Below are 18,835 nucleotides of genomic sequence, written 5' to 3' on the forward strand. Positions count from 1 at the left end.
GTCAGGCGGCCTGCGTGGCGGCCACGAGTTGCGCCAGCTTGGCTTTCGCGGCACCGCTGGCGATGGCGCTGCGCGATGTCTCCACGCCGGCCGCGATCGAATCCACCACGTTGGCGGCATACAGCGCGGCGCCGGCGTTGAGCAGCACGATGTCGCGTGCGGCGCCCGGTGTGTCGTCGAGCACGCCGCGCAGCATCGCCATCGACTGCTCGGGCGTCTCCACGCGCAGCGCGCGGTTGCTCGACATCTGGAAGCCGAAGTCCTCGGGGTGCAGCTCGTACTCGCGAATCTCGCCGTCCTTGAGTTCGCCCACCAGGGTGGCCGCGCCGAGCGAGATCTCGTCCATGCCGTCGCGGCCGTAGACCACCACCGCATGCTCCGCGCCCAGGCGTTGCAGCGCACGCACCTGGATGCCCACCAGGTCGGGATGGAACACGCCCATCAGGATGTTGGGCGCGCCGGCGGGATTGGTGAGCGGGCCCAGGATGTTGAAGATGGTCTTGATGCCCAGTTCCTTGCGCACCGGTGCCACGTTCTTCATGGCCGGGTGGTGGTTGGGCGCGAACATGAAGCCGATGCCCACGTCCGCGATGCATTGTGCGATCTGCTCGGGCTTCAGATTGATGTTCACACCCAGCGCCTCCAGCACGTCGGCACTGCCCGACTTGCTGCTCACGCTGCGCCCGCCGTGCTTGCTCACCTTGGCGCCGGCCGCGGCCGCGACGAACATCGAGCAGGTCGAGATGTTGAAGGTGTGCGAGCCGTCGCCACCCGTGCCCACGATGTCCACCAGGTGCATGGTGTCGGCCACCGGCACCTTGGTCGACACCTCGCGCATCACCTGCGCGGCGGCGGTGATCTCGCCGATGGTTTCCTTCTTCACGCGCAAGCCGGTGATCAGCGCGGCCATCATCACGGGCGAGCACTCGCCGCTCATGATGAGGCGCACGATGTGCAACATCTCGTCGTGGAAGACTTCGCGGTGTTCGATGGTGCGCTGCAGCGCTTCCTGGGGGGTGATCATGAGAGAGTTCTCCTCGAGATGGAATCAGCGGCCGACGTGGACGGCGGGTGCATCGGTGAACGCAAGCTTGAGGCCGAAGCCGATGAACAGCACGCCGGCCGCACGGTCGAGCCAGTGCAGGCCCTTCTGCACCGCGCCACGGCGCGCCATCCAGCCCGCGGCCAGGGCCCAGCCGACATTGACGGGAATGGCATTGAGGTTGAACAGCACGCCCAGCAGCACGAAGTACAGCGCCTTGTCGTCCGCGCCGGGGGCGATGAACTGCGGCACGAAGGCCAAGAAGAACAGTGCGACCTTGGGGTTGAGCACGTTGGTCCAGAAGCCGCCGAGGAAGATCGCCTGGAGGCTGCGTTGCTCGCCCACGGCAGCCACGGATTCCAGGTCGGCGGGCGCCTTCGGACGCGACAGCACCATGCGCACGCCGAGGTACAGCAGGTAGGCCGCGCCGATGTACTTGAGCACCGTGAACGCCGCCGCCGAGGTCGCCATCAGCGTGCCGACACCGACCGCGGCCGCGAAGATGTGGACGAAGCAGCCCGCGGTGATGCCCAGCCCCGCCACGATGCCCGCGCGCACGCCGGAGCGCAGCGCGTTCGACACGACGTACAGCACGTCGGGCCCGGGCGTGAGGTTCAGCAACCAGCCGGCGGCGATGAAGGCGAGCAGATGGGGAAGATCAGGCATCGCGCACTCCTGGGGCTCAGGCCTTGAAGAAGGCGCGGATCGCGGTGACCGCGCGGTCGACGCCCGCTGCATCGACGTCGAGGTGCGTGACGAAGCGCAGCCGGTAGAGGCCGGTCGCGAGGATGCCCTGGCTGTTCAGGCTCGCGAGCAACTCAGAGGACCGCGCCTGCGCAGCGCCCGTGAGGTCGACGAACACGATGTTGGTGTGCGGCGCCTCGACCGTCAGGCCTTCGATGCCTTCGAGCCCTTGCGCGAGCCGCTGCGCCAGTGCGTGGTCGTCGGCCAGGCGGTCGACGTGGTGGTCGAGCGCATGCGACGCGGCCGCCGCCAGCAGGCCGGCCTGGCGCATGCCGCCGCCCGCCATCTTGCGGATGCGGTGGGCACGTGCGATGAACTCGCGCGAGCCCAGCAGCGCCGAGCCGACGGGCGCGCCCAGGCCCTTGCTGAAGCACACCGACACGCTGTCGAAGCACTGCGCGATGCGACGTGCTTCGGCGCGGACGTCGGTGCTGTGGTTCAGTGCCGCCTGCGCGGTCGCCGCGTTGAAAAGACGCGCGCCGTCCAGATGCCGCTGCAGCCCCTTGCGCTTGGCCAGCTCGGTCGCGGCCTGCACGTACTCGAACGGCAGCAGCTTGCCACCCAGCGTGTTCTCCAGCGCCAGCAGCCGCGTGCGCGCGAAGTGCGCGTCGTCGGGCTTGATGGCGGCTTCGATCTGCGCGAGCGGCAGCGTACCGTCGGGCGCATGGTCCAGCGGCTGCGGCTGCACGCTGCCGAACACCGCGGCACCGCCGCCTTCCCAGCGGTAGCAGTGCGCCTGCTGGCCCACGATGTATTCGTCGCCACGGCCACAGTGCGACAGGATCGCGCACAGGTTGCTCTGCGTGCCGGTGGGCACGAACAGCGCCGCCTCGAAGCCCAGCAGCGCCGCAACCTTTTCCTGCAGCGCGTTGACGCTCGGGTCGGTGCCGAAGACGTCGTCGCCCAGCGGGGCCGCCATCATGGCTTCCCGCATCGCGGGCGTGGGCTGCGTGACGGTGTCGCTGCGCAGGTCGACGATGGGGGAACGGTCGGTCATGGTGGTCAGTCCAGGAAGTTTTTCAGCATCGCGTGGCCGTGCTCGGTGAGGATCGATTCGGGATGGAACTGCACGCCTTCGATGCGCACCTCATGCGCAAAGCCGGTGTGCCGCACGCCCATGATCTCGCCGTCGTCGGTCCACGCGGTGACGGCCAGCGCCTTCGGGCAGCTCTCGCGCTCGATCGAGAGCGAGTGGTAGCGATTGACCGTGAAGCGCTCCGGCAGCCCCGCGAACACGCCCTCACGCGTGGTCGTGATCTCGCTGGTCTTGCCGTGCATCAGTTGCTGCGCCCGCACGATCTTGCCGCCGAAGGCCGCGCCGATGGCCTGGTGGCCCAGGCACACGCCCAGGATCGGCAGCTGGCCCGCGAAGGCCTCGATGGCTGCCACCGACACACCCGCCTCGGCGGGAGAACAAGGCCCCGGCGAAATCACCAGCCGCGTCACGCCGCGGGCGATGCGTTCGCCGATCTGCGCCACGTCGATCTCGTCGTTTCGCACCACTTCGACCTCCGCACCCAGCTCGCCGAAGTACTGGACGATGTTGTAGGTGAAGGAATCGTAGTTGTCGATCATCAGCAGTTTCATGGCTTGCTCACAATCCTGTGCACGCCCTTCACCACGGGAAAGACGTTGAAGTTGATCAGAAGGCCCAGCTTGAGGCCCGACAGCCGCAGCGCCGCCAGCACCTGCGCGCGGTGCAGGTCGGTCAGCACGTCGACCGCCTTGAGCTCGACGATGACCGACTGCTCGATCACGAAGCCCGCGCGGTACACATCGCCCAGCGAGCGGCCCTTGTAGCTGGCCGACAACGCGACGTCGCGCGTGAAGCCGATCTCGCGCTCGGCCAGTTCGATCGCCAGCGCGGCGGCATAGGCACCCTCGTCGAGGCCCGTGCCGAGCACGCGCTGCACTTCGACGGCGGCGCCGATGATCTCGTGCGAGAAGTCGTTCTGAATATCGGGTGCGGTGCTCATGCTTACTCCAGGCCTTCCTCGACCAGCTCGGCCGCACGCAGGAGTGCGCGCGCCTTGGCCTCTGTTTCTTTCCATTCCAGCTCGGGCACCGAATCGGCGACCACCCCGGCCGCCGCCTGCACGTGCAGCATCTGGTCCTTCACGATGCCGGTGCGGATCGCGATGGCCACGTCCATGTCGCCCGCATAGCTGATGTAGCCGCAGGCGCCGCCGTAGAGGCCGCGCTTGGTGGGCTCGAGCTGGTCGATCAGTTCCATCGCATGCACCTTGGGCGCGCCGGTCAGCGTGCCGGCCGGGAAGGTGGCCTTGAGCACGTCGATGGCCGTCATGCCGTCCTTCAGCGTGCCTTCGACGTTGCTCACGATGTGCATCACGTGGCTGTAGCGTTCGACCGCGAAGGCCTCGGTCACCTTCACGGTGCCGGTCTTGGCGATGCGGCCGATGTCGTTGCGCGCCAGGTCGATCAGCATCACGTGCTCGGCGCGCTCCTTCGGGTCGTTGATGAGCTCCACCTCGGCCGCCTTGTCGAGCTCGATCGACGCACCGCGTGGCCGCGTACCGGCCAGCGGGCGGATGGTGATCTTCTGCTCGCCGTCGTCCGTGTTCTCCTGGCGCACCAGGATCTCGGGCGAGGCACCCACCACGTGGAAATCGCCCAGGTGGTAGTAGTACATGTAGGGCGACGGGTTCAGCGAACGCAGCGCGCGGTACAGCGACAGCGGCGACTCGGTGTAGCGCTTGCTGATGCGCTGGCCCACCTGCACCTGCATGAAGTCGCCGGCGGCGATCATTTCCTTGGCACGCTCGACGGCCGCGATGTAGTCGGCCCTGGCGAAGCTGCGCTCGGGCGGGTGCGGCTGCGTGGGCTTCACGATGGGCGCGCTCACCGAGTACTTGAGCTTTTCCTTGAGCTCGCGCAGGCGGCGCTTGGCGTTGGCATAGGCCTCGGGCTGCTTGGGATCGGCATAGACGATCAGGTACAGCTTGCCCGACAGGTTGTCGATGACGGCCAGTTCCTCGCACTGCAGCAGCAGGATGTCGGGGCAGCCCAGCGTGTCGGGCGGGCAGCTTTTTTCGAGCTTGCGCTCGATGTGGCGCACGGTGTCGTAGCCGAAGTAGCCCGCGAGGCCGCCGCAGAAACGCGGCAGGCCGGGCCGCAGCGCCACCTTGAAACGCTTCTGGTATTGCGCGATGAAGTCCAGCGGATTGCCCGTGGCGCTTTCCACCACCTGGCCGTTCGTCACGACCTCGGTCCGGGCCTCGGCGCCGAAGCCGGTGGCGCGCAAGAGCGTCTTGGCGGGCAGGCCGATGAAGCTGTAGCGCCCGAAGCGCTCGCCGCCCACCACCGATTCGAGCAGGAAGCTGTGCTTGCCGCCGCCTTCCGAATGGGCCAGCTTGAGGTACAGCGACAGCGGTGTCTCGAGGTCGGCAAAGGCCTCGGCCATCAACGGAATGCGGTTGTAGCCCTGAGCGCTGAGGCTCTTGAATTCAAGTTCGGTGATCACGGATTCGTTCTCCAGTTGCCTGCCGGCGCGTCTTCGGCCGGTGGCAAGGTCATTCACAGGGGGTTCCGGCGTCGTCGTACAGGGGCCGATCCGGAACCGCGGGCGCACGGCGTGCGCCGTGCCATCAAACAGTCAGCGATGGTTGGCGACGCCAGGGCCAGGCTCCCCGGCTGCCTTCACCTGTTTGATGGATGTGATGAACGAACATGTTGCCGGGAGTTTAGCCCACGAAAACATCGAAACGTGCAACCGGGGGCTTCAGGGTTCCCCCGGAGCGCGGTCGGAAAGCGAAACGATAGATTCGCACGACCGTTCGCAAAAGATCGAGGAAATCCCCCCATGTCCTGTGTTTCGCTCCCTGCCCTGTGTGGCCGGCTCGTGCTGGCCATCAGCCTGAGCATGGCCGCGTTCGGCGCCTCGGCCGCCGCCGTCGATGTGGCCGGCGTCAAGCTCGACGACCGCCTGACACTGGTCGGCAGCCCGTTGCTTCTCAACGGCGCGGGCGTGCGCTACAAGGCCGTGTTCAAGGTCTACACGGCCGGCCTGTACCTGGGCCGGAAAGCGTCGACCCCGGAAGAGGTGCTGGCGGCAACGGGCGCCAAGCGCGTGGCCATCACCATGCTGCGCGACATCGACGCCAACGAACTGGGCAAGCTGTTCACCAAAGGCGTCGAGGAGAACTCGCCGCGCAGCGAGATGGTGAACCTCATTCCCGGCCTGCTGCGCATGGGCCAGATGTTCGCGGACCAGAAGCAGCTCAAGACCGGCGACACCTTCACCATCGACTGGCTGCCCGGCACCGGCACGCTGATCACGGTGCGCGGCGTGCCGCAGCCCGACCCCGTGAAGGAGCCGGCCTTCTACAACGCGCTGTTGCGCATCTGGCTGGGGCCGAGCCCGGCCGACTGGAAGCTCAAGGACGCGCTGCTGGGCAAGCCGTAGCGCCGACTCAGGCGGCCGCGAGTTCGGCCAGCGAATCGACGAAGCCGTCGGCGTCCACATCGCGCACCGGTTTGCCGTGGTTGTAGCCGTAGCTCACCAGCACCACCGGGCAGCCCGCGGCGCGCGCCGCACGGGCATCGTTGCTCGAGTCGCCGACCATCAGCGTGCGCGCGGGCACCGTGCCCAGCGCCTCGCAGGTCTTCAGCAACGGCAGCGGATCGGGCTTCTTGCGCGCGAAGGCATCGCCGCCGAACACCTGCTCGAAGAAGCGGTCGAGCCCCTTGGCCGCGAGCAGCGGCACGGCGAAGGCCTGGGGCTTGTTGGTCAGGCACGCCAGCCGCAGGCCCCGCGCGCGCAATGCCGTCAACCCTTCGATCACGCCCGCATAGAGCGCGGAATGCTGGCCGTTGATCGCGATGTAGTGGTGCTGGTAGCGCGCGAAGGCCCGTTCGTAGAGCGCGACTTCCGTGGACGCGCCCACGTGCGCCAGCACCGATTGCACGAGGTGTTCGGAGCCCTTGCCGACCATCGTGCCGACGGCCTGCGCGTTCACGGCCGGCAGGCCGAGATCGCCGAGCATCGCGTTCAGCGCGGCGACGAAATCGCCGAGGGTGTCGACCATCGTGCCGTCGAGGTCGACGATGGCGGCATCGAAATCCGAGAGGTTCAGGTGGGAGGCGTTCAAAGCAGGCCGATCGAGTTCAGGACGTGAAGCGACGCAACGCGAAGGCGCTGCGCGCGGAGCCCGCATTCTCGATCAGCAGGCCGACCGACTCAGTCCCGCATGCCGCAGAGAGCCTGCAGCACGGCGGTCCGCGCCTGCCCCAGCACCATGCCGCGCCAGTCGTCGGCATCGCCGTAGAAGGCGTCGCGCATGGCGGTCTTGACGGCCAGGATCTGTTCGGCCGAGGCCTCGCCCTTGCGACGGTGCAGCCAGTGGTCGCCGCGCACCGCATCGAGCACCGGCAAGACGGGCACGGTGCCGTACTCCAGCGCCACGCTCGCCTGCTCTGCCCCGGGGCAGGCCTGCGCGAGCAACAGGCTGACCGGTCCGCTGACCGGTGCCGACTTCGAGGTGGTCTCGCTGAGCGAGAACACGTCGGCGCCCCAGCAGCGACGCGCGAAGGGCAGTTCGGCGACGGCACCGGTGTGGATCTTCTCCGCATGCCCGCGCGGACCCAGGCCCGTATGGATGTCGAGCCAGGCCACGCTGCGCTTGCCGCGGCCATGCGTCTCCAGGATCCGCTGCAGCGTGCGCAGACTCCACGCGCGTCCGGCGCCGCCGTAGAACAGACCCTCGGGATGGTCGTACTGGCCCAGCGTGACCGCGAACTGGTAAGCCTGCTCACCCCGCTCGCGGATGAAGTCGGCCAGCGCCTGACGGTTGGCGTCGGTGGGCGGCCATTCGGCGGGCAGCAGCAGGTCGTGCAGTTCCGCGTAGCCCCGATTGGCCGGGCGCGCGCGCGCGAAGTCGACGCAGTTGCGGTTGAGGTCGATGTTGTCCTCATTGACGCGCCGCAGGTGCGAGAAGCCGTAGGGGTTGACCGCGTGCACCAGCAGCAGCGCGATGCCTTCGGCCGCGAGCCGGCCGTGCAGTTCCGTGTCGTGCAGCAGTGCGACCTGGCTGCCCGAACCGCAGAAGCCTTCGGGGCCGTGCGTGCCGGAGCTCATCACGATCAGGCGGGTGGCGTCGGCCGGGCCGAGCACCGTCGCATCCATCGACAGCGACTCGCCCTGCGCGCCCTGGTGGCCTTCCAGGACATGGGCCTCGAGCTCGGCGCCGGCGGTGCGCACGCCCGCGCGGAATTTGGCGCGTGCGTCGTCGTAGGTGCTGCCGAAGCATTCGGTGGTGGTGGGCATGGCGTTTCCTTTGTCGTTCTCAGGGAGAGGGTCGGTCGTCGCCCGGGGGGCATCGTCGGCAGTGGTGGTGGGCATCGGTCTCCTCGCCGCAGCAAATGTTCCTTGGCATGGGACCTCTTGGGCCAGGCCGGAGCTTAGGGACATTGACTGCAAAGGAAAAGACAACAAAAAAGGGCTCGTGATAACCTGAAGATTGCACCTTCCTCGCCGCCGAAGTGCGGGCCGCCCCATGACCTTCAACCAATTGCGAGCCTTCCTTGCGGTCGCGGAAACACAGGCCCTGCGCGCGGCGGCACGCCGCCTCAACGTGTCGCAGCCGGCCGTCTCCAAGGCGATGCGCGAACTCGAAAGGCAACTCGACGTCTGCCTGTTCGAGCGCCATGCCAATGGCGTGGTGCTGACCGACTACGGCCATGCTTTCCGCCGGCGGGCTTCACTGCTGATCGAGGAGATGCGTCGCACCCACGAAGAGATGGACGCGATCCGCCACGGCACCACGGAGAGCCTGTCGATCGCGGTCAGCTCGGCCATCGCGCTGTCGGTGCTGCCCGCGGCCTTCGAGGCCTTCCGGCAGGCCATGCCGCGCTCGCAGATTCACTTCTCCGAAGGCGTGATGCCGATGGCCCTGGCGCAGCTGCGCGACGGCAGCGTCGATTTCGTGGCGACCCACGTGCTGCCCGGCATGGTGAGCGACGAGTTCGAGGTCGCGCACCTGTTCTCCACACCGGTGGCCGTGTGCGCACGCAGGGGCCATCCGCTGGCAAAGACCCGGCGACTCAAGAAACTCGTGGATGCCCACTGGCTCGCCCCCGGGTATGCCGAGGAGAACGGGGACGTGCTGCGCCAGCTGTTCTCGCAGCATGGCCTGCCTGTGCCCGCCCACGCGGTGCGCTGTCAGTCCTTCACCGTCGCGCTGGGCCTGCTCGCGCAGACCGACACGCTGTCGGTGCTGGCCGAACCCATGGTGCGCGGCACGCTGAACGCGCAGGGCATCGTGGCCCTGCCCCTGCAGGACCGGATGCCCACCGTCGCCGGGATCGTCGTCACCCGCAAGGGCGCGGCACTCAGCCGCAGCGCGCAACTGTTCGTGCAGTGCCTGCGCGACGCGTGACGGGCGCTCGAGAAACGCCAGACAGGAGGCTCAGGCCTCGGTCAGCGTCTGCGCCGCCAACACCGCCTCGGTGCGATTGCGCACGTTGAGCGCGCGGAAGATCGCGGCGAGGTGGATCTTCACGGTGCCCTCGCTGATGCCCAGGCTGCGGCCGATCAGCTTGTTGGGTTTGCCCTGCGACAGCAGCTGCAGCACCTCGACCTGGCGGTCGGTCAGCACGTTGCGCAGCAGGTCGAGCGTCTGCACGGCGCTCGGGCCGCGCACCGCGGCAGCGACCACCGCGCCGGGCATGCCCGCCACCACGCCGGGCGGCACGGCCGACAGCATCATCGGCGGCACGTACACGCCGCCAGCCAGCACCAGCCGCACCGCCGAGATCATCACCTGCGGCGGATAGGCCTTGGGAATGAAGCCCCGCACGCCGCACGCGAGCGCGCAGCGCATCACGTTCGGATCTTCGGTGCCCGACAGCACGATCACCTGCATGGCGGGATATCGGCGCCGCAGTTCCTCGACGTGCGACTGGCCCTGGGCACCGGGCATGTGAAGGTCGATCACCGCGAGGTCGATGTCGTCCGACACCACGGCCAGCAGCTCATCGACGCTCAGGGCCTGGACGAAGACGATGCCGGGCTCGATTTCCGACAGCTTGGCCTTGACCGCCTCGATGACGAGCCAGTGATCGTCGGCGATCAGCATTTTCATGGCGCAACCTCTGGCTCAAGCGAACTCTTGAAAACCAAAGATAACGTCGATTGCCACGCACGACAAGCGAGAGCTAACCCGAAAGGCATAGTCCCCAAGCGCTAAGGCGCGGGCGGACCTCAGTTGCGCGGCGTGCGGGCCGAGCCGGCCACCATGTCGAAGCGGAACAGCCGGCATTCGATCGGCCCATTCCACATCGGCACGCGGCGCGACTCCTTGAGCCGCATGCGCTTGGGCAGTTGCAGGTCGGGCGTGAGCATCCAGGCGGTCCAGCCGGCGTAGTTCTTCTTCCAGTGGCTCGCGAGCTGGCTGAAGAATTCGCCGCCGTCCTCGGTCGCGGCCTGTTCGCGCGCGCCGATGCGGGCCACGCCACTGACCTCGATGCGCTCGCCGTAGGGCGGATTGAGCACAATCACGCCGCCCTGTGGCGCACCTTCCGGCGGCATGCGCTGCAAGGCGTCGCCGCCGCGGAACTGGATCGCCTCGGCCACGCCCGCGCGTTCGGCGTTGCGCTCGGCGAAGTCGACCATGCGGTGCGACACGTCGCTGCCGAAGATCGGCGGCGATGCGGTCGCGGGCTGGTCGGCCGCCTCGTTCTGGATCGACTCCCAAACGTGCGGCTGGAAGGGCAGCAGCTTCTCGAAGCCGAAGCGCCGCAGCGCGCCGGCCGGGATGCCCAGGCCGATCTGCGCGGCCTCGATGGCGATGGTGCCGCTGCCGCAGCAGGGGTCGTACAACGGCACGGCCGACACCGCGCCGGTCTCCGGGTTCCACCAGCCGCTGGCAGCCAGCATGGCGGCGGCCAGCGTTTCCTTGAGCGGTGCGTCACCCGTGTCCTGGCGCCAGCCGCGCTTGAACAGCGGCTCGCCCGAGGTGTCGATGTAGAGCGTGCAGCTGTCGGTGGTGAGGTGCGCGAACACGCGCACGTCGGGATGCTGGGTCTCGATGCTGGGTCGCACGCCGTGCGCCTTGGCGCGGAAGCGGTCGGCGATCGCATCCTTGATGCGCAGCGTGGCGAAGTTCAGGCTGGTCAGCGGGCTGTGCTGGGCCGTGGTCTCGATCTTGAAGGTCTGCTGGGGCGTGAACCAGATTTCCCAGGCCACGCCGCTGGCGATGGCGTAGAGGTCGTTCTCGCTGCGGTAGGGCGCATGCGCGAGCTCGATCAGCACGCGCTGCGCGAGCCGGCTGTAGAGGTTGAGCTTCATCGCATCGCGCCACGAGCCGCGCACGAACACGCCGCCGCGCGAGGCCATCAGGTCGTCGCCCGCAAGGCCGGTCAGGCCGTGCACCTCCTGGGCAAGAAAGTCCTCGACGCCGGCGGCGCAAGGCAGGAAGAGATGGAGCTGGTTCATGGTTCAGGCAGACGGAAGGAGGCCCGTCGATTGTCGCCGCTGGCGCGGCACGTGCTGCTTTGCGCTCAGAGCGCCTTGCGCAGGCTGGCCGGCGCGATGCGCAGCGCCTCGCGGTACTTGGCCACGGTGCGGCGTGCGCACTCGATGCCCTGTTCCTTGAGCATCTCGGAAATCTGGCTGTCCGACAGCGGCTTCTTGATGCTCTCGGAGCTGACGAATTGCTTGATCAGCGCGCGCACCGCGGTGCTCGATGCGTTGCCGCCGGTCTCGGTGCCCAGCGCCGAGCCGAAGAAGTACTTGAGTTCGACCGTGCCATAGGGCGTCGCCATGTACTTGGCGGTGGTGACGCGGCTGATGGTGGATTCGTGCAGGCCCAGCTCGTCGGCGATCTCACGCAGCACCAGCGGGCGCATCGCCAGTTCGCCGTGCACGAAGTAGCTCTTCTGCCGCTCGACGATGGCGCTGCTCACGCGCAGGATGGTGTCGAAGCGCTGCTGGATGTTCTTGATGAACCAGCGCGCCTCCTGCAGCCGCTGCGACAGGGCCTGGCTGCCCTCGCCCTTGTGCGACTTGAGCGCGCCGGCATAGATGTCGTGCACGCGCAGGCGCGGCATCACGTCGGGGTTGAGCATCACGCGGAACTTGATGTTCGCGCCCTGCCCGCTGCGGGTCACGATGACGTCGGGCACCACGATGTTGCGCTCGACGTCGACGAAGCGCCGGCCCGGCTTGGGCTCCAGCGTGGCGATCAGCTGCAGCGCGCTGCGCACTTCGTCCTCGTTGCTGCGCGTGAGCGTGGCCAGGCGCTTGAAGTCACGCCGCGCCAGCAGCTCCATCGACTGCTTGCAGATCGCGATGGCGGTCTTGCGCACCTGCTTGAGCGCGTCGGGTTCGTTCGGCACGGCCAGTGCCCGCAGCTGGATCGCCAGGCACTCGCCGAGGTCGCGCGCACCCACGCCGACCGGTTCCAGGCTCTGCAGCAGGCCCAGCGCCACCTGGAAGTGATGCACCAGGCCGTCGAATTCGTCGTTGTCGTCGCCCGCCAGGCCCGACGCCAGTGCCGGCAGCGAATCCTCGAGGTAGCCGTCGTCGTTGAGCGACTCGATCAGGAAGCGCAATGCGGCGCGGTCGCTCTCGTTGAGGCGCAGGCTCAGCGCCTGGCGGTGCAGGAAGGACTGCAGCGATTCCTGGCTGCGCGCCAGCTCGGTCGCATCGGCGCGGTCGCTGCCGTCGTTGGGGCCGAGGTTGTTGCTGCTGGCCGGGGCATCGCCGCCCCACTCGCTGTCGTCGGGCGCCATCTCGACGGTGCCGTCGCCTTCCCAGTCGGGGGCGGCTTCGGTCGCATCGACGGCCGGCGCGTCGGCCTCGGCGGCGGCGCTGCTGGTGCTGTCGGTGGCGCTCGTCGCGGAAGGGCCGGGCGTGAACTCGTCATCGCGCGGCGGTGGCGCATCGGCGGCATCGACGCCGAACTCTTCGCGTGCCGCTTCTTCGGCCGTGCGTTCCAGGAAGGGGTTCTCGTCGAGCATCTGCTCGACTTCCTGACTCAGCTCGAGCGTGGACAGCTGCAGCAGCCGGATCGACTGCTGGAGTTGGGGCGTGAGCGCGAGATGCTGCGAGACGCGCAGCGAAAGGCCTTGCTTCATGAAAAGATGGCCCCCCCCCAGGCTGCGCGCTGCGCGCTGCGCCAACCCCCTACATGGGACGGGCCGGCCGCTTCGGGCGGCCGTGCGCGGCGGCCCCCGCGAAGGCGTTCCGCGTGGATGACGGCCACGTTCGTGCTTAACCCTCGCCGCACGATCACATCCGGAAATGCTCGCCTAAGTACACGCGGCGTACCTCGGCGTTGTCGACGATCTCCGAAGGCGTGCCTTGTGCCAGCACATGCCCGTCGCTGATGATGAACGCGTGATCGCAGATGCCCAGGGTCTCGCGCACGTTGTGATCGGTGATGAGCACGCCGATGCCGCGGCTCTTGAGGAAGCTCACGATGCGCTGGATCTCGATCACGGCGATCGGATCGATGCCGGCGAAGGGTTCGTCCAGCAGGATGAAGCGCGGCTGCGTGGCCAGCGCGCGGGCGATCTCGACGCGGCGGCGTTCACCGCCCGACAGCGCCAGCGCAGGCGAATCGCGCAGATGGTCGACCCGCAATTCCGCCAGCAGTTCGTTCAGGCGCTGCTCGACGCGCGCAGAGGACAAGGGCACCAGCTTGCCCTTGGCGTCGGGCTCGAGTTGCAGTTCGAGCACGGCCCGCACGTTTTCCTGGACCGTGAGCTTGCGGAAGATCGAGGCTTCCTGCGGCAGGTACGACAGCCCCATGCGTGCGCGGCGGTGGATCGGCATGTGCGCGATCGGTTCGCCGTCGATGCTGATCTCGCCCGCATCGGCGCGCACCAGCCCGACGATCATGTAGAACGAAGTGGTCTTGCCGGCACCGTTGGGGCCGAGCAGACCCACCACTTCGCCCTTCTGCACGTCCAGCGAAACGTCCTTGACGACCTGGCGGCTGCCGTAGCGTTTCTGCAGGCCGCGCACCTGCAAGCGACTGCCCTGGGGCTCGGCCGCGTCGGTTGCACCGAGTCCCGAGCGCACGGTGTTCAGGCTGCCGTCCGTCACGGGCGCGGTCCCCCGTCGAGCGTGGTGCTCGGCCGCAGGCCACGGCCCGGCGCGGGCGTCGGGGTGGCTGGCGATGCCGGCGCGGCCGACGGATTGGCCGCCCCGGACGCCGCGGCCCTGGGCGTGAGGATGGTCCGGACCCGGCTGCCCGGCGCGCCCGCGGTCACGCTGGCGCCGGGCGCCGCGCTCGCGCCATTGACGGTGAAGGTGTCCCTGCCCTGGTCGTAGACGATCAGCTCGCCGCTGCTCTCGTCGTTGGGGGTGGAGCCGATCAGGCGGCGCATGACCGCGCGGCGGATGAACTTCACGTTGTCGGCGCGGCTGTCGTATTCGATCACCTCGCCTTCGCCTTCGGTCCACTCGTCGCCGGGCGTGTCACGCTTCTGCTTGTAGTAGGCCCGCTTGCCCGGCGCCGCCGTGACCACGCCGTACTGGTAGCCCTCGGGGTCCTGGCGCACGTCGATGCGCGCGCCGCGGATCAGGATGGTGCCCTTGGTCACCACCACGTTGCCGGTGAACACGCTGGTCTGCTGGAGGTCGTCGTAGCGCATGGCATCGGCTTCGATGTTCATGGGCTTGCTGCGATCGGCCTTCTCGGCCAGGGCCGGCACCGTGGCGCAGGCCAGCATCAGCACGGCAGCGCCGGCGCGCAGGAGGGAGAGGAGTGGGGAGTTGGAGCGCGAGGTCATAGAGGCACGAAACTTGCTCGATCATTGTATGCGGCACGGGGCACCGCATCGGTTGCGCAGACGAAAAAGCCCGCCGAGGCGGGCTGATTCCGGGAGAAGCCGCACAGGCCGCGGCGCTTTATGACTTGCGCGCTTCGGCGATCAGCACGTTGGTGACTTCCAGCGCACGGTCCAGCGAACCGGCGGTGTCACCGTCGATGTACCAGCGGCCCGCCACGCCCAGTGCGGGCACGCCCGCGACCTGGTAGTCGGCCGTGAACTGGGTGGCGCGCTTGGCCTTGCCGGCCACCGAGAAGGACTTGTACAGATCGGCGAACTTCTTGGCATCGAAGCCCGGCTGCTTCTCGAACCAGGCCAAGATCGCGGCATCGCCGAACAGCGGCTGGCGCTGCTGGTGGAGGGCCTGGAACACCTTCATCTGGAACTCGTCCACCTTGCCCATGGCTTCGAGCGTGTAGTAGAGGCGCTGCTTGGGCTCGGTGTCGTTGCCCACGAAAGGCACCGGGATGCGGCGGAAGACCACGTCGGCCGGCAATTGCTTGACCCAGGTCTCCAGGCGCGGCTCGAAGGCGGCGCAGTGCGGGCAGTTGTACGAGAAGAACTCGACCACCTCGACCTTGCCGGCGGGCGTGTCGACCGGCGCCCGTTTGCCCAGCACGATGTAGTCGGTGCCGGCCTTGGGTGCGCGGCCCTGGGCCTGCACGCCGGTGGCGGCGAAGGGAAGCAATGCCACCGAAGCGGCGGTCAGCGAAAAGTCACGGCGTTTCATCATCAAAGGTTCTCCAGTGCGGCTGACTGAGCCGCGAGACCGGTGCGGAGTTCCCGCACCGAAGAAATCGAGGGATGCGCGACATCGCCGCGGGCCGCAGCCCTGCGCCTATCGTTGGACGCGCACGAGGTTGGATTCGAAGCCGCCGCCGTCCAGGCGCGACTTCAGCCGGTCGGCATCATCCTTCTTGTTGAAAGGCCCGGCACGCACACGGAATACCGTGCGGCCGGCCTGTTCGCGCTCGGTGATCCGGGCTTCCACGCCCATCAGCGACATCTTCGCGCGCTGGGCCTCGGCGTCCTCGGTGGTGCGGAAGGCGCCCGCCTGCACGAAGTAGACGAAGGGATCGGGCCCCTCCGTCACCGTGCCGACCGTGCCGACCGCGCCGGCACGTGCGCGGGCCAGGTCGCCCAGCGGATCGGCCGACGCCGCGGGCTTGCCGACCTCGGCCGGCGACACCGTGCGCGGCTTGGCCGGCTGCGTGGTGCCGGAGGCATCTGGCGCGACCACCACCGGCACCGGGCCGGTCGAGGGCGGATTGAGCGGGCCGGCCGACGCCGGCTGCGAAGTCTCGGGCGGCGCGGCCGGACGTGCCGCCGGCTTGCCCGACAGCGGCGCGTTCGGGTTCCAGTCGCGGTTCTTGCGCGCCTCGGCCTCGTCCTGCTCGGCACCGCCGCGCTGGGTCTTGGTCATGAACGGGATCGGCACCTTGGTCACGTAGACCGCGATGCCGAGCGCCACGCCGAGTCCCAGCACGATGCCGATGATCAGGCCGATGGCCGTGTTGCCGCGTTGTCTTGTTTTCATGGGTGAGGAAGGGTTCACATCTTGCGCGGCGCACTGACGCCGAGCACCGCGAGGCCATTGTGCAGCACCTGCGCCGTGGCGGCGACCAGCGCCAGCCGCGCCTGCTTGACCGCCTCGTCGTCGACCAGAATGCGTTCGGCGTCGTAGTAGCTGTGGTAGCTGGCCGCCAGCTCGCGCAGGTAGAAGGTTACGTCGTGCGGCGCGAAATCGGCGGCCGCGGCCGTCAGCATGGCCGGGTACCTGGCCAGCAGCAGCATCAGCGCCTGCGCGGCCGGGCTCTCGAGCGCCGACAGATCGACGCCCTGCAGCGTGGCCACGTCGCCCCCCCAGGCCGCCAGCACCGAGCAGATGCGCGCATGCGCGTACTGCACGTAGTAGACCGGGTTGTCGTTGTTCTTCGCCACCGCGAGGTCGATGTCGAAGGTGTATTCGGTGTCGGGCTTGCGCGACAGCAGGAAGAAGCGCACCGCGTCGGTGCTGGTCCATTCGATCAGGTCGCGCAGCGTGACGTAGCTGCCCGCGCGCTTGCTGATCTTGACCTCTTCGCCGCCCTTGACCACGCGCACCATGGTGTGGAGCACGTAGTCGGGGTAGCCGGCCGGGATGCCGACACCGGCCGCCTGCAGCCCCGCCCGCACCCGCGCGATCGTGCCGTGGTGGTCGGTGCCCTGGATGTTCACGACCGTGTGGAAGCCGCGCTCCCACTTGGCGATGTGATAGGCCACGTCGGGCACGAAGTAGGTGTACGTGCCGTCCTGCTTGCGCATGACGCGGTCCTTGTCGTCGCCGTACTCGGTGGACTTGAGCCACAGCGCGCCGTCGAGTTCGTAGGTCTTGCCGGCGTCGATCAGCTTCTGCACCGTGGCGGCCACGCGGCCGCTGGTGTAGAGGCTGGACTCCAGGTAGTAGTTGTCGAACTTCACCTGGAAGGCCTGGAGGTCCAGGTCCTGCTCGCGGCGCAGGTAGGCCACGGCGAACTGGCGGATCGAGTCCAGGTCCTCGACGTCGCCGCTGGCCGTGTAGGCGCGATCGTCGGCGCTGACGGTCTTCTTCGCCTTGAAGTCCTCGGCGATGTCGGCGATGTAGTCGCCGTTGTACGCCGCGGCCTTCTCGCCGCTCGGCCATTCGGCGTCGCCGGGCTTGAAACCCTGCAGCCGCAGTTGGGTGCTGTGGGCCAGCGTCTGGATCTGCACGCCGGCGTCGTTGTAATAGAACTCGCGGTAGACGTCCGCGCCCTGCGTCGAGAGCAGGCTGCAGATGGCGTCGCCCAGCGCCGCCTGGCGGCCGTGGCCGACGTGCAGCGGGCCGGTCGGGTTGGCCGAGACGAACTCGACCAGCACGCGTTCGCCGCGCGCCGGCTGGCGGCCGAAGGCCCCGCCCGCGGCCAGCACCTCGCGCACGATCTGCTGCTTGGCGGTCGTCTTGAGCCGGATGTTGAGGAAGCCCGGGCCGGCGATCTCGACCGCATCGACCCACTGGCCGAAGGCCGGCGTGGCGAGCAGCGCGGCGCTGAGCGCCTCGGCGAGCTCGCGGGGCTTGCGCCCCAGGGGCTTGGCGAGCTGCATCGCCGCCGTGCTGGCGAAATCGCCGTGCGCCGCGACCTTGGGCGATTCGAAGATCGCCTTGGCACCGGCACCGGGGGAAAAGGATTCGAGCGTGTTCGCGAGCGCCGCGAGCAGCTCCTGTTTGACCAATAGCATCGCCGGATTTTACCGGGGGCAAACCCGAGCGCCGGAGACGATCGTCATCCAATCGTTGCCGTCGCCCGTTAGGATGGTCGGCCCCAGGGTGGGGCACGGGTCACAACCAACCTTGCAAGGACGTATCCCCTCATGAAAAAGCTCCTTTCCCTGGTCGCTTCCACCATCGCACTGGGCGCCTGCCTCTCGTTCGGCGCCCATGCGCAGGACAAGGCTGCCGCACCGGCAGCCGCGCCCGCCGCCGCAGCCGCCGCCAGCGCCAGCTGCGACGCCAAGGCCATCGACAAGAACGGCAAGGCGCTGGCCGGCGCCGCCAAGAACAGCTTTGTCAAAAAGTGTGAAAAGGACGCCAAGGCCGCCTCGGCACCCGCCTGCGCCGCCAAGGCCATCGACAAGAACGGCAAGGCACTGGCCGGCGCCGCGAAGAACAGCTTCGTCAAGAAGTGCGAGGCGGACGCCGCCAAGGGCTGACGCCGCACGACGCGGGCAGATGCGAACAGGAGGCCCGCTGCGTGCGGGCCTTTTTCATGGCCGCTTACTTCCCGAAACCGCGCGCCAGGAAGACGGCGAACAACGGGATCACGGCGATCAGGTGCGCCTGCACCATCACCAGTTTGCGGGTCTTCGTGACCTCGGCGGCGGCCGGCAGCGCGCCGGTCGTGCGCAGCGCCTTGCGCCAGCGCAGGTAGGTGAGCGTCGGGAAGATCGAGATCAGGCCGACCACGATGAACAGCGTGAGCTTCACGTGCAGCAGCGGGTTGGTCCAGTACCAGGCCGTGCCCTTCACGCCCAGCACCGTGCGGGCGATGCCGGTGGCCAGCACCGCGACCGCCGCGATGCCGTAGACCCGGTCCACCGTGGCCAGGCGCTCGACCACGGCGGCGTTGAGCCACTGCACGCGGCACAGCGCGGCTTCACTGGAGATGAACACGACCATCGTGAGGATGGCCAGCAGGTGCAGGTAGGCGAGGATGGCTTCGAAGGTCATCGATGGCTCTCTTCTTGAAGGGGCGTGTG

At 68.3% G+C, this 18,835-nt stretch carries 20 protein-coding genes; 3 read left to right on the top strand and 17 right to left on the bottom strand.

Annotated elements, in window-relative coordinates:
* Position 1 precedes the first annotated feature (1 nt).
* Genes trpD through trpE form a run of 6 tightly spaced genes read right to left on the bottom strand, consistent with a single transcriptional unit; the run spans position 2 to position 5,267 of the window.
* The gene (trpD, locus tag ACSFBC_RS22120) at positions 2–1,024 is read right to left on the bottom strand and encodes an anthranilate phosphoribosyltransferase (RefSeq protein ID WP_435512492.1); all 1,023 of its coding nucleotides are present in this window, start codon (positions 1,022–1,024) and stop codon (positions 2–4) included.
* Positions 1,025–1,048: 24 nt separating this feature from the next.
* Positions 1,049–1,708 carry a LysE family translocator gene (locus ACSFBC_RS22125; RefSeq protein ID WP_435512493.1) on the bottom strand — a complete coding sequence of 220 codons (660 nt, stop codon included), beginning with the start codon at positions 1,706–1,708 and terminating at the stop codon, positions 1,049–1,051.
* A gap of 16 nt (positions 1,709–1,724) precedes the next feature.
* Positions 1,725–2,783 carry a low-specificity L-threonine aldolase gene (ltaE, locus tag ACSFBC_RS22130; protein WP_435512494.1) on the bottom strand — a complete coding sequence of 353 codons (1,059 nt, stop codon included), beginning with the start codon at positions 2,781–2,783 and terminating at the stop codon, positions 1,725–1,727.
* Positions 2,784–2,788: 5 nt separating this feature from the next.
* Positions 2,789–3,373 (bottom strand): anthranilate synthase component II, encoded by a 585-nt coding sequence (locus ACSFBC_RS22135; protein WP_435512495.1) that lies wholly within the window; start codon positions 3,371–3,373, stop codon positions 2,789–2,791.
* Positions 3,370–3,762: a GxxExxY protein gene (locus tag ACSFBC_RS22140; protein ID WP_354359134.1), complete on the bottom strand. Its 393-nt coding sequence runs from the start codon at positions 3,760–3,762 to the stop codon at positions 3,370–3,372. Before ACSFBC_RS22140 ends, ACSFBC_RS22135 begins: the two co-directional genes overlap by 4 nt.
* 2 nt (positions 3,763–3,764) lie before the next feature.
* Positions 3,765–5,267 carry an anthranilate synthase component I gene (gene trpE, locus ACSFBC_RS22145; protein WP_435512496.1) on the bottom strand — a complete coding sequence of 501 codons (1,503 nt, stop codon included), beginning with the start codon at positions 5,265–5,267 and terminating at the stop codon, positions 3,765–3,767.
* Positions 5,268–5,606: 339 nt separating this feature from the next.
* Between trpE and ACSFBC_RS22150 the strand changes: the two genes are divergently transcribed.
* Positions 5,607–6,209, top strand: coding sequence for a chalcone isomerase family protein (locus ACSFBC_RS22150; RefSeq protein WP_435512497.1), 603 nt, complete (start codon positions 5,607–5,609; stop codon positions 6,207–6,209).
* Between the two features lie 7 nt (positions 6,210–6,216).
* Here ACSFBC_RS22150 and ACSFBC_RS22155 read toward each other — a convergent pair whose 3' ends face one another.
* Positions 6,217–6,894, bottom strand: coding sequence for a phosphoglycolate phosphatase (locus ACSFBC_RS22155; protein ID WP_435512498.1), 678 nt, complete (start codon positions 6,892–6,894; stop codon positions 6,217–6,219).
* A gap of 89 nt (positions 6,895–6,983) precedes the next feature.
* Positions 6,984–8,069 (bottom strand): M14 family metallopeptidase, encoded by a 1,086-nt coding sequence (locus ACSFBC_RS22160; protein ID WP_435512499.1) that lies wholly within the window; start codon positions 8,067–8,069, stop codon positions 6,984–6,986.
* Positions 8,070–8,298: 229 nt separating this feature from the next.
* Between ACSFBC_RS22160 and ACSFBC_RS22165 the strand changes: the two genes are divergently transcribed.
* A complete protein-coding gene (locus ACSFBC_RS22165; RefSeq protein WP_435512500.1) occupies positions 8,299–9,180 on the top strand; it encodes a LysR substrate-binding domain-containing protein in 882 nt (293 codons plus the stop codon).
* Between the two features lie 30 nt (positions 9,181–9,210).
* Here the strand turns inward: ACSFBC_RS22165 and ACSFBC_RS22170 are convergent, their stop codons facing one another.
* The 8 genes from ACSFBC_RS22170 to argS form a co-directional block, all read right to left on the bottom strand.
* Entirely contained in the window at positions 9,211–9,885 is a 675-nt protein-coding gene (locus ACSFBC_RS22170) for a LuxR C-terminal-related transcriptional regulator (RefSeq protein ID WP_435512501.1), read from the bottom strand.
* Positions 9,886–10,004: 119 nt separating this feature from the next.
* Entirely contained in the window at positions 10,005–11,237 is a 1,233-nt protein-coding gene (locus ACSFBC_RS22175) for a THUMP domain-containing class I SAM-dependent RNA methyltransferase (RefSeq protein ID WP_435512502.1), read from the bottom strand.
* Between the two features lie 65 nt (positions 11,238–11,302).
* Complete coding sequence (locus ACSFBC_RS22180) at positions 11,303–12,880, bottom strand: RNA polymerase factor sigma-54 (RefSeq protein WP_435512503.1); 1,578 nt, start codon at positions 12,878–12,880, stop codon at positions 11,303–11,305.
* A gap of 154 nt (positions 12,881–13,034) precedes the next feature.
* The gene (gene lptB / locus ACSFBC_RS22185; RefSeq protein ID WP_435512703.1) at positions 13,035–13,829 is read right to left on the bottom strand and encodes an LPS export ABC transporter ATP-binding protein; all 795 of its coding nucleotides are present in this window, start codon (positions 13,827–13,829) and stop codon (positions 13,035–13,037) included.
* A gap of 20 nt (positions 13,830–13,849) precedes the next feature.
* Complete coding sequence (gene lptA, locus ACSFBC_RS22190) at positions 13,850–14,542, bottom strand: lipopolysaccharide transport periplasmic protein LptA (protein ID WP_435512504.1); 693 nt, start codon at positions 14,540–14,542, stop codon at positions 13,850–13,852.
* Between the two features lie 118 nt (positions 14,543–14,660).
* Positions 14,661–15,311, bottom strand: coding sequence for a thiol:disulfide interchange protein DsbA/DsbL (locus ACSFBC_RS22195; protein ID WP_435512704.1), 651 nt, complete (start codon positions 15,309–15,311; stop codon positions 14,661–14,663).
* A 108-nt stretch (positions 15,312–15,419) separates the two neighbouring features.
* A complete protein-coding gene (locus tag ACSFBC_RS22200; RefSeq protein ID WP_435512505.1) occupies positions 15,420–16,118 on the bottom strand; it encodes an SPOR domain-containing protein in 699 nt (232 codons plus the stop codon).
* Between the two features lie 14 nt (positions 16,119–16,132).
* Complete coding sequence (gene argS, locus ACSFBC_RS22205; RefSeq protein ID WP_435512506.1) at positions 16,133–17,818, bottom strand: arginine--tRNA ligase; 1,686 nt, start codon at positions 17,816–17,818, stop codon at positions 16,133–16,135.
* A gap of 132 nt (positions 17,819–17,950) precedes the next feature.
* On the opposite strand from argS, the gene ACSFBC_RS22210 reads away from it, so the two are divergent.
* The gene (locus ACSFBC_RS22210; protein ID WP_435512507.1) at positions 17,951–18,289 is read left to right on the top strand and encodes a hypothetical protein; all 339 of its coding nucleotides are present in this window, start codon (positions 17,951–17,953) and stop codon (positions 18,287–18,289) included.
* A gap of 64 nt (positions 18,290–18,353) precedes the next feature.
* Here ACSFBC_RS22210 and ACSFBC_RS22215 read toward each other — a convergent pair whose 3' ends face one another.
* Positions 18,354–18,806, bottom strand: coding sequence for a DUF2214 family protein (locus tag ACSFBC_RS22215; protein WP_435512508.1), 453 nt, complete (start codon positions 18,804–18,806; stop codon positions 18,354–18,356).
* Between the last annotated feature and the right edge of the window lie 29 nt (positions 18,807–18,835).

The sequence above is a fragment of the Variovorax frigidus genome (assembly GCF_051216515.1).
In the GTDB taxonomy this organism is placed as follows: domain Bacteria; phylum Pseudomonadota; class Gammaproteobacteria; order Burkholderiales; family Burkholderiaceae_C; genus Variovorax.

Coding starts and splice junctions, on each gene's coding strand:
- lptA (WP_435512504.1), bottom strand. CDS start 14,542: ATGACCTCGCGCTCCAACTCCCCACTCCTCTCCCTCCTGCGCGCCGGC.
- ACSFBC_RS22135 (WP_435512495.1), bottom strand. CDS start 3,373: ATGAAACTGCTGATGATCGACAACTACGATTCCTTCACCTACAACATC.
- ACSFBC_RS22150 (WP_435512497.1), top strand. CDS start 5,607: ATGTCCTGTGTTTCGCTCCCTGCCCTGTGTGGCCGGCTCGTGCTGGCC.
- ACSFBC_RS22200 (WP_435512505.1), bottom strand. CDS start 16,118: ATGAAAACAAGACAACGCGGCAACACGGCCATCGGCCTGATCATCGGC.
- ACSFBC_RS22140 (WP_354359134.1), bottom strand. CDS start 3,762: ATGAGCACCGCACCCGATATTCAGAACGACTTCTCGCACGAGATCATC.
- ACSFBC_RS22165 (WP_435512500.1), top strand. CDS start 8,299: ATGACCTTCAACCAATTGCGAGCCTTCCTTGCGGTCGCGGAAACACAG.
- argS (WP_435512506.1), bottom strand. CDS start 17,818: ATGCTATTGGTCAAACAGGAGCTGCTCGCGGCGCTCGCGAACACGCTC.
- ACSFBC_RS22210 (WP_435512507.1), top strand. CDS start 17,951: ATGAAAAAGCTCCTTTCCCTGGTCGCTTCCACCATCGCACTGGGCGCC.
- ACSFBC_RS22170 (WP_435512501.1), bottom strand. CDS start 9,885: ATGAAAATGCTGATCGCCGACGATCACTGGCTCGTCATCGAGGCGGTC.
- ACSFBC_RS22180 (WP_435512503.1), bottom strand. CDS start 12,880: ATGAAGCAAGGCCTTTCGCTGCGCGTCTCGCAGCATCTCGCGCTCACG.
- ACSFBC_RS22215 (WP_435512508.1), bottom strand. CDS start 18,806: ATGACCTTCGAAGCCATCCTCGCCTACCTGCACCTGCTGGCCATCCTC.
- ltaE (WP_435512494.1), bottom strand. CDS start 2,783: ATGACCGACCGTTCCCCCATCGTCGACCTGCGCAGCGACACCGTCACG.
- ACSFBC_RS22160 (WP_435512499.1), bottom strand. CDS start 8,069: ATGCCCACCACCACCGAATGCTTCGGCAGCACCTACGACGACGCACGC.
- ACSFBC_RS22175 (WP_435512502.1), bottom strand. CDS start 11,237: ATGAACCAGCTCCATCTCTTCCTGCCTTGCGCCGCCGGCGTCGAGGAC.
- ACSFBC_RS22195 (WP_435512704.1), bottom strand. CDS start 15,311: ATGAAACGCCGTGACTTTTCGCTGACCGCCGCTTCGGTGGCATTGCTT.
- trpD (WP_435512492.1), bottom strand. CDS start 1,024: ATGATCACCCCCCAGGAAGCGCTGCAGCGCACCATCGAACACCGCGAA.
- ACSFBC_RS22125 (WP_435512493.1), bottom strand. CDS start 1,708: ATGCCTGATCTTCCCCATCTGCTCGCCTTCATCGCCGCCGGCTGGTTG.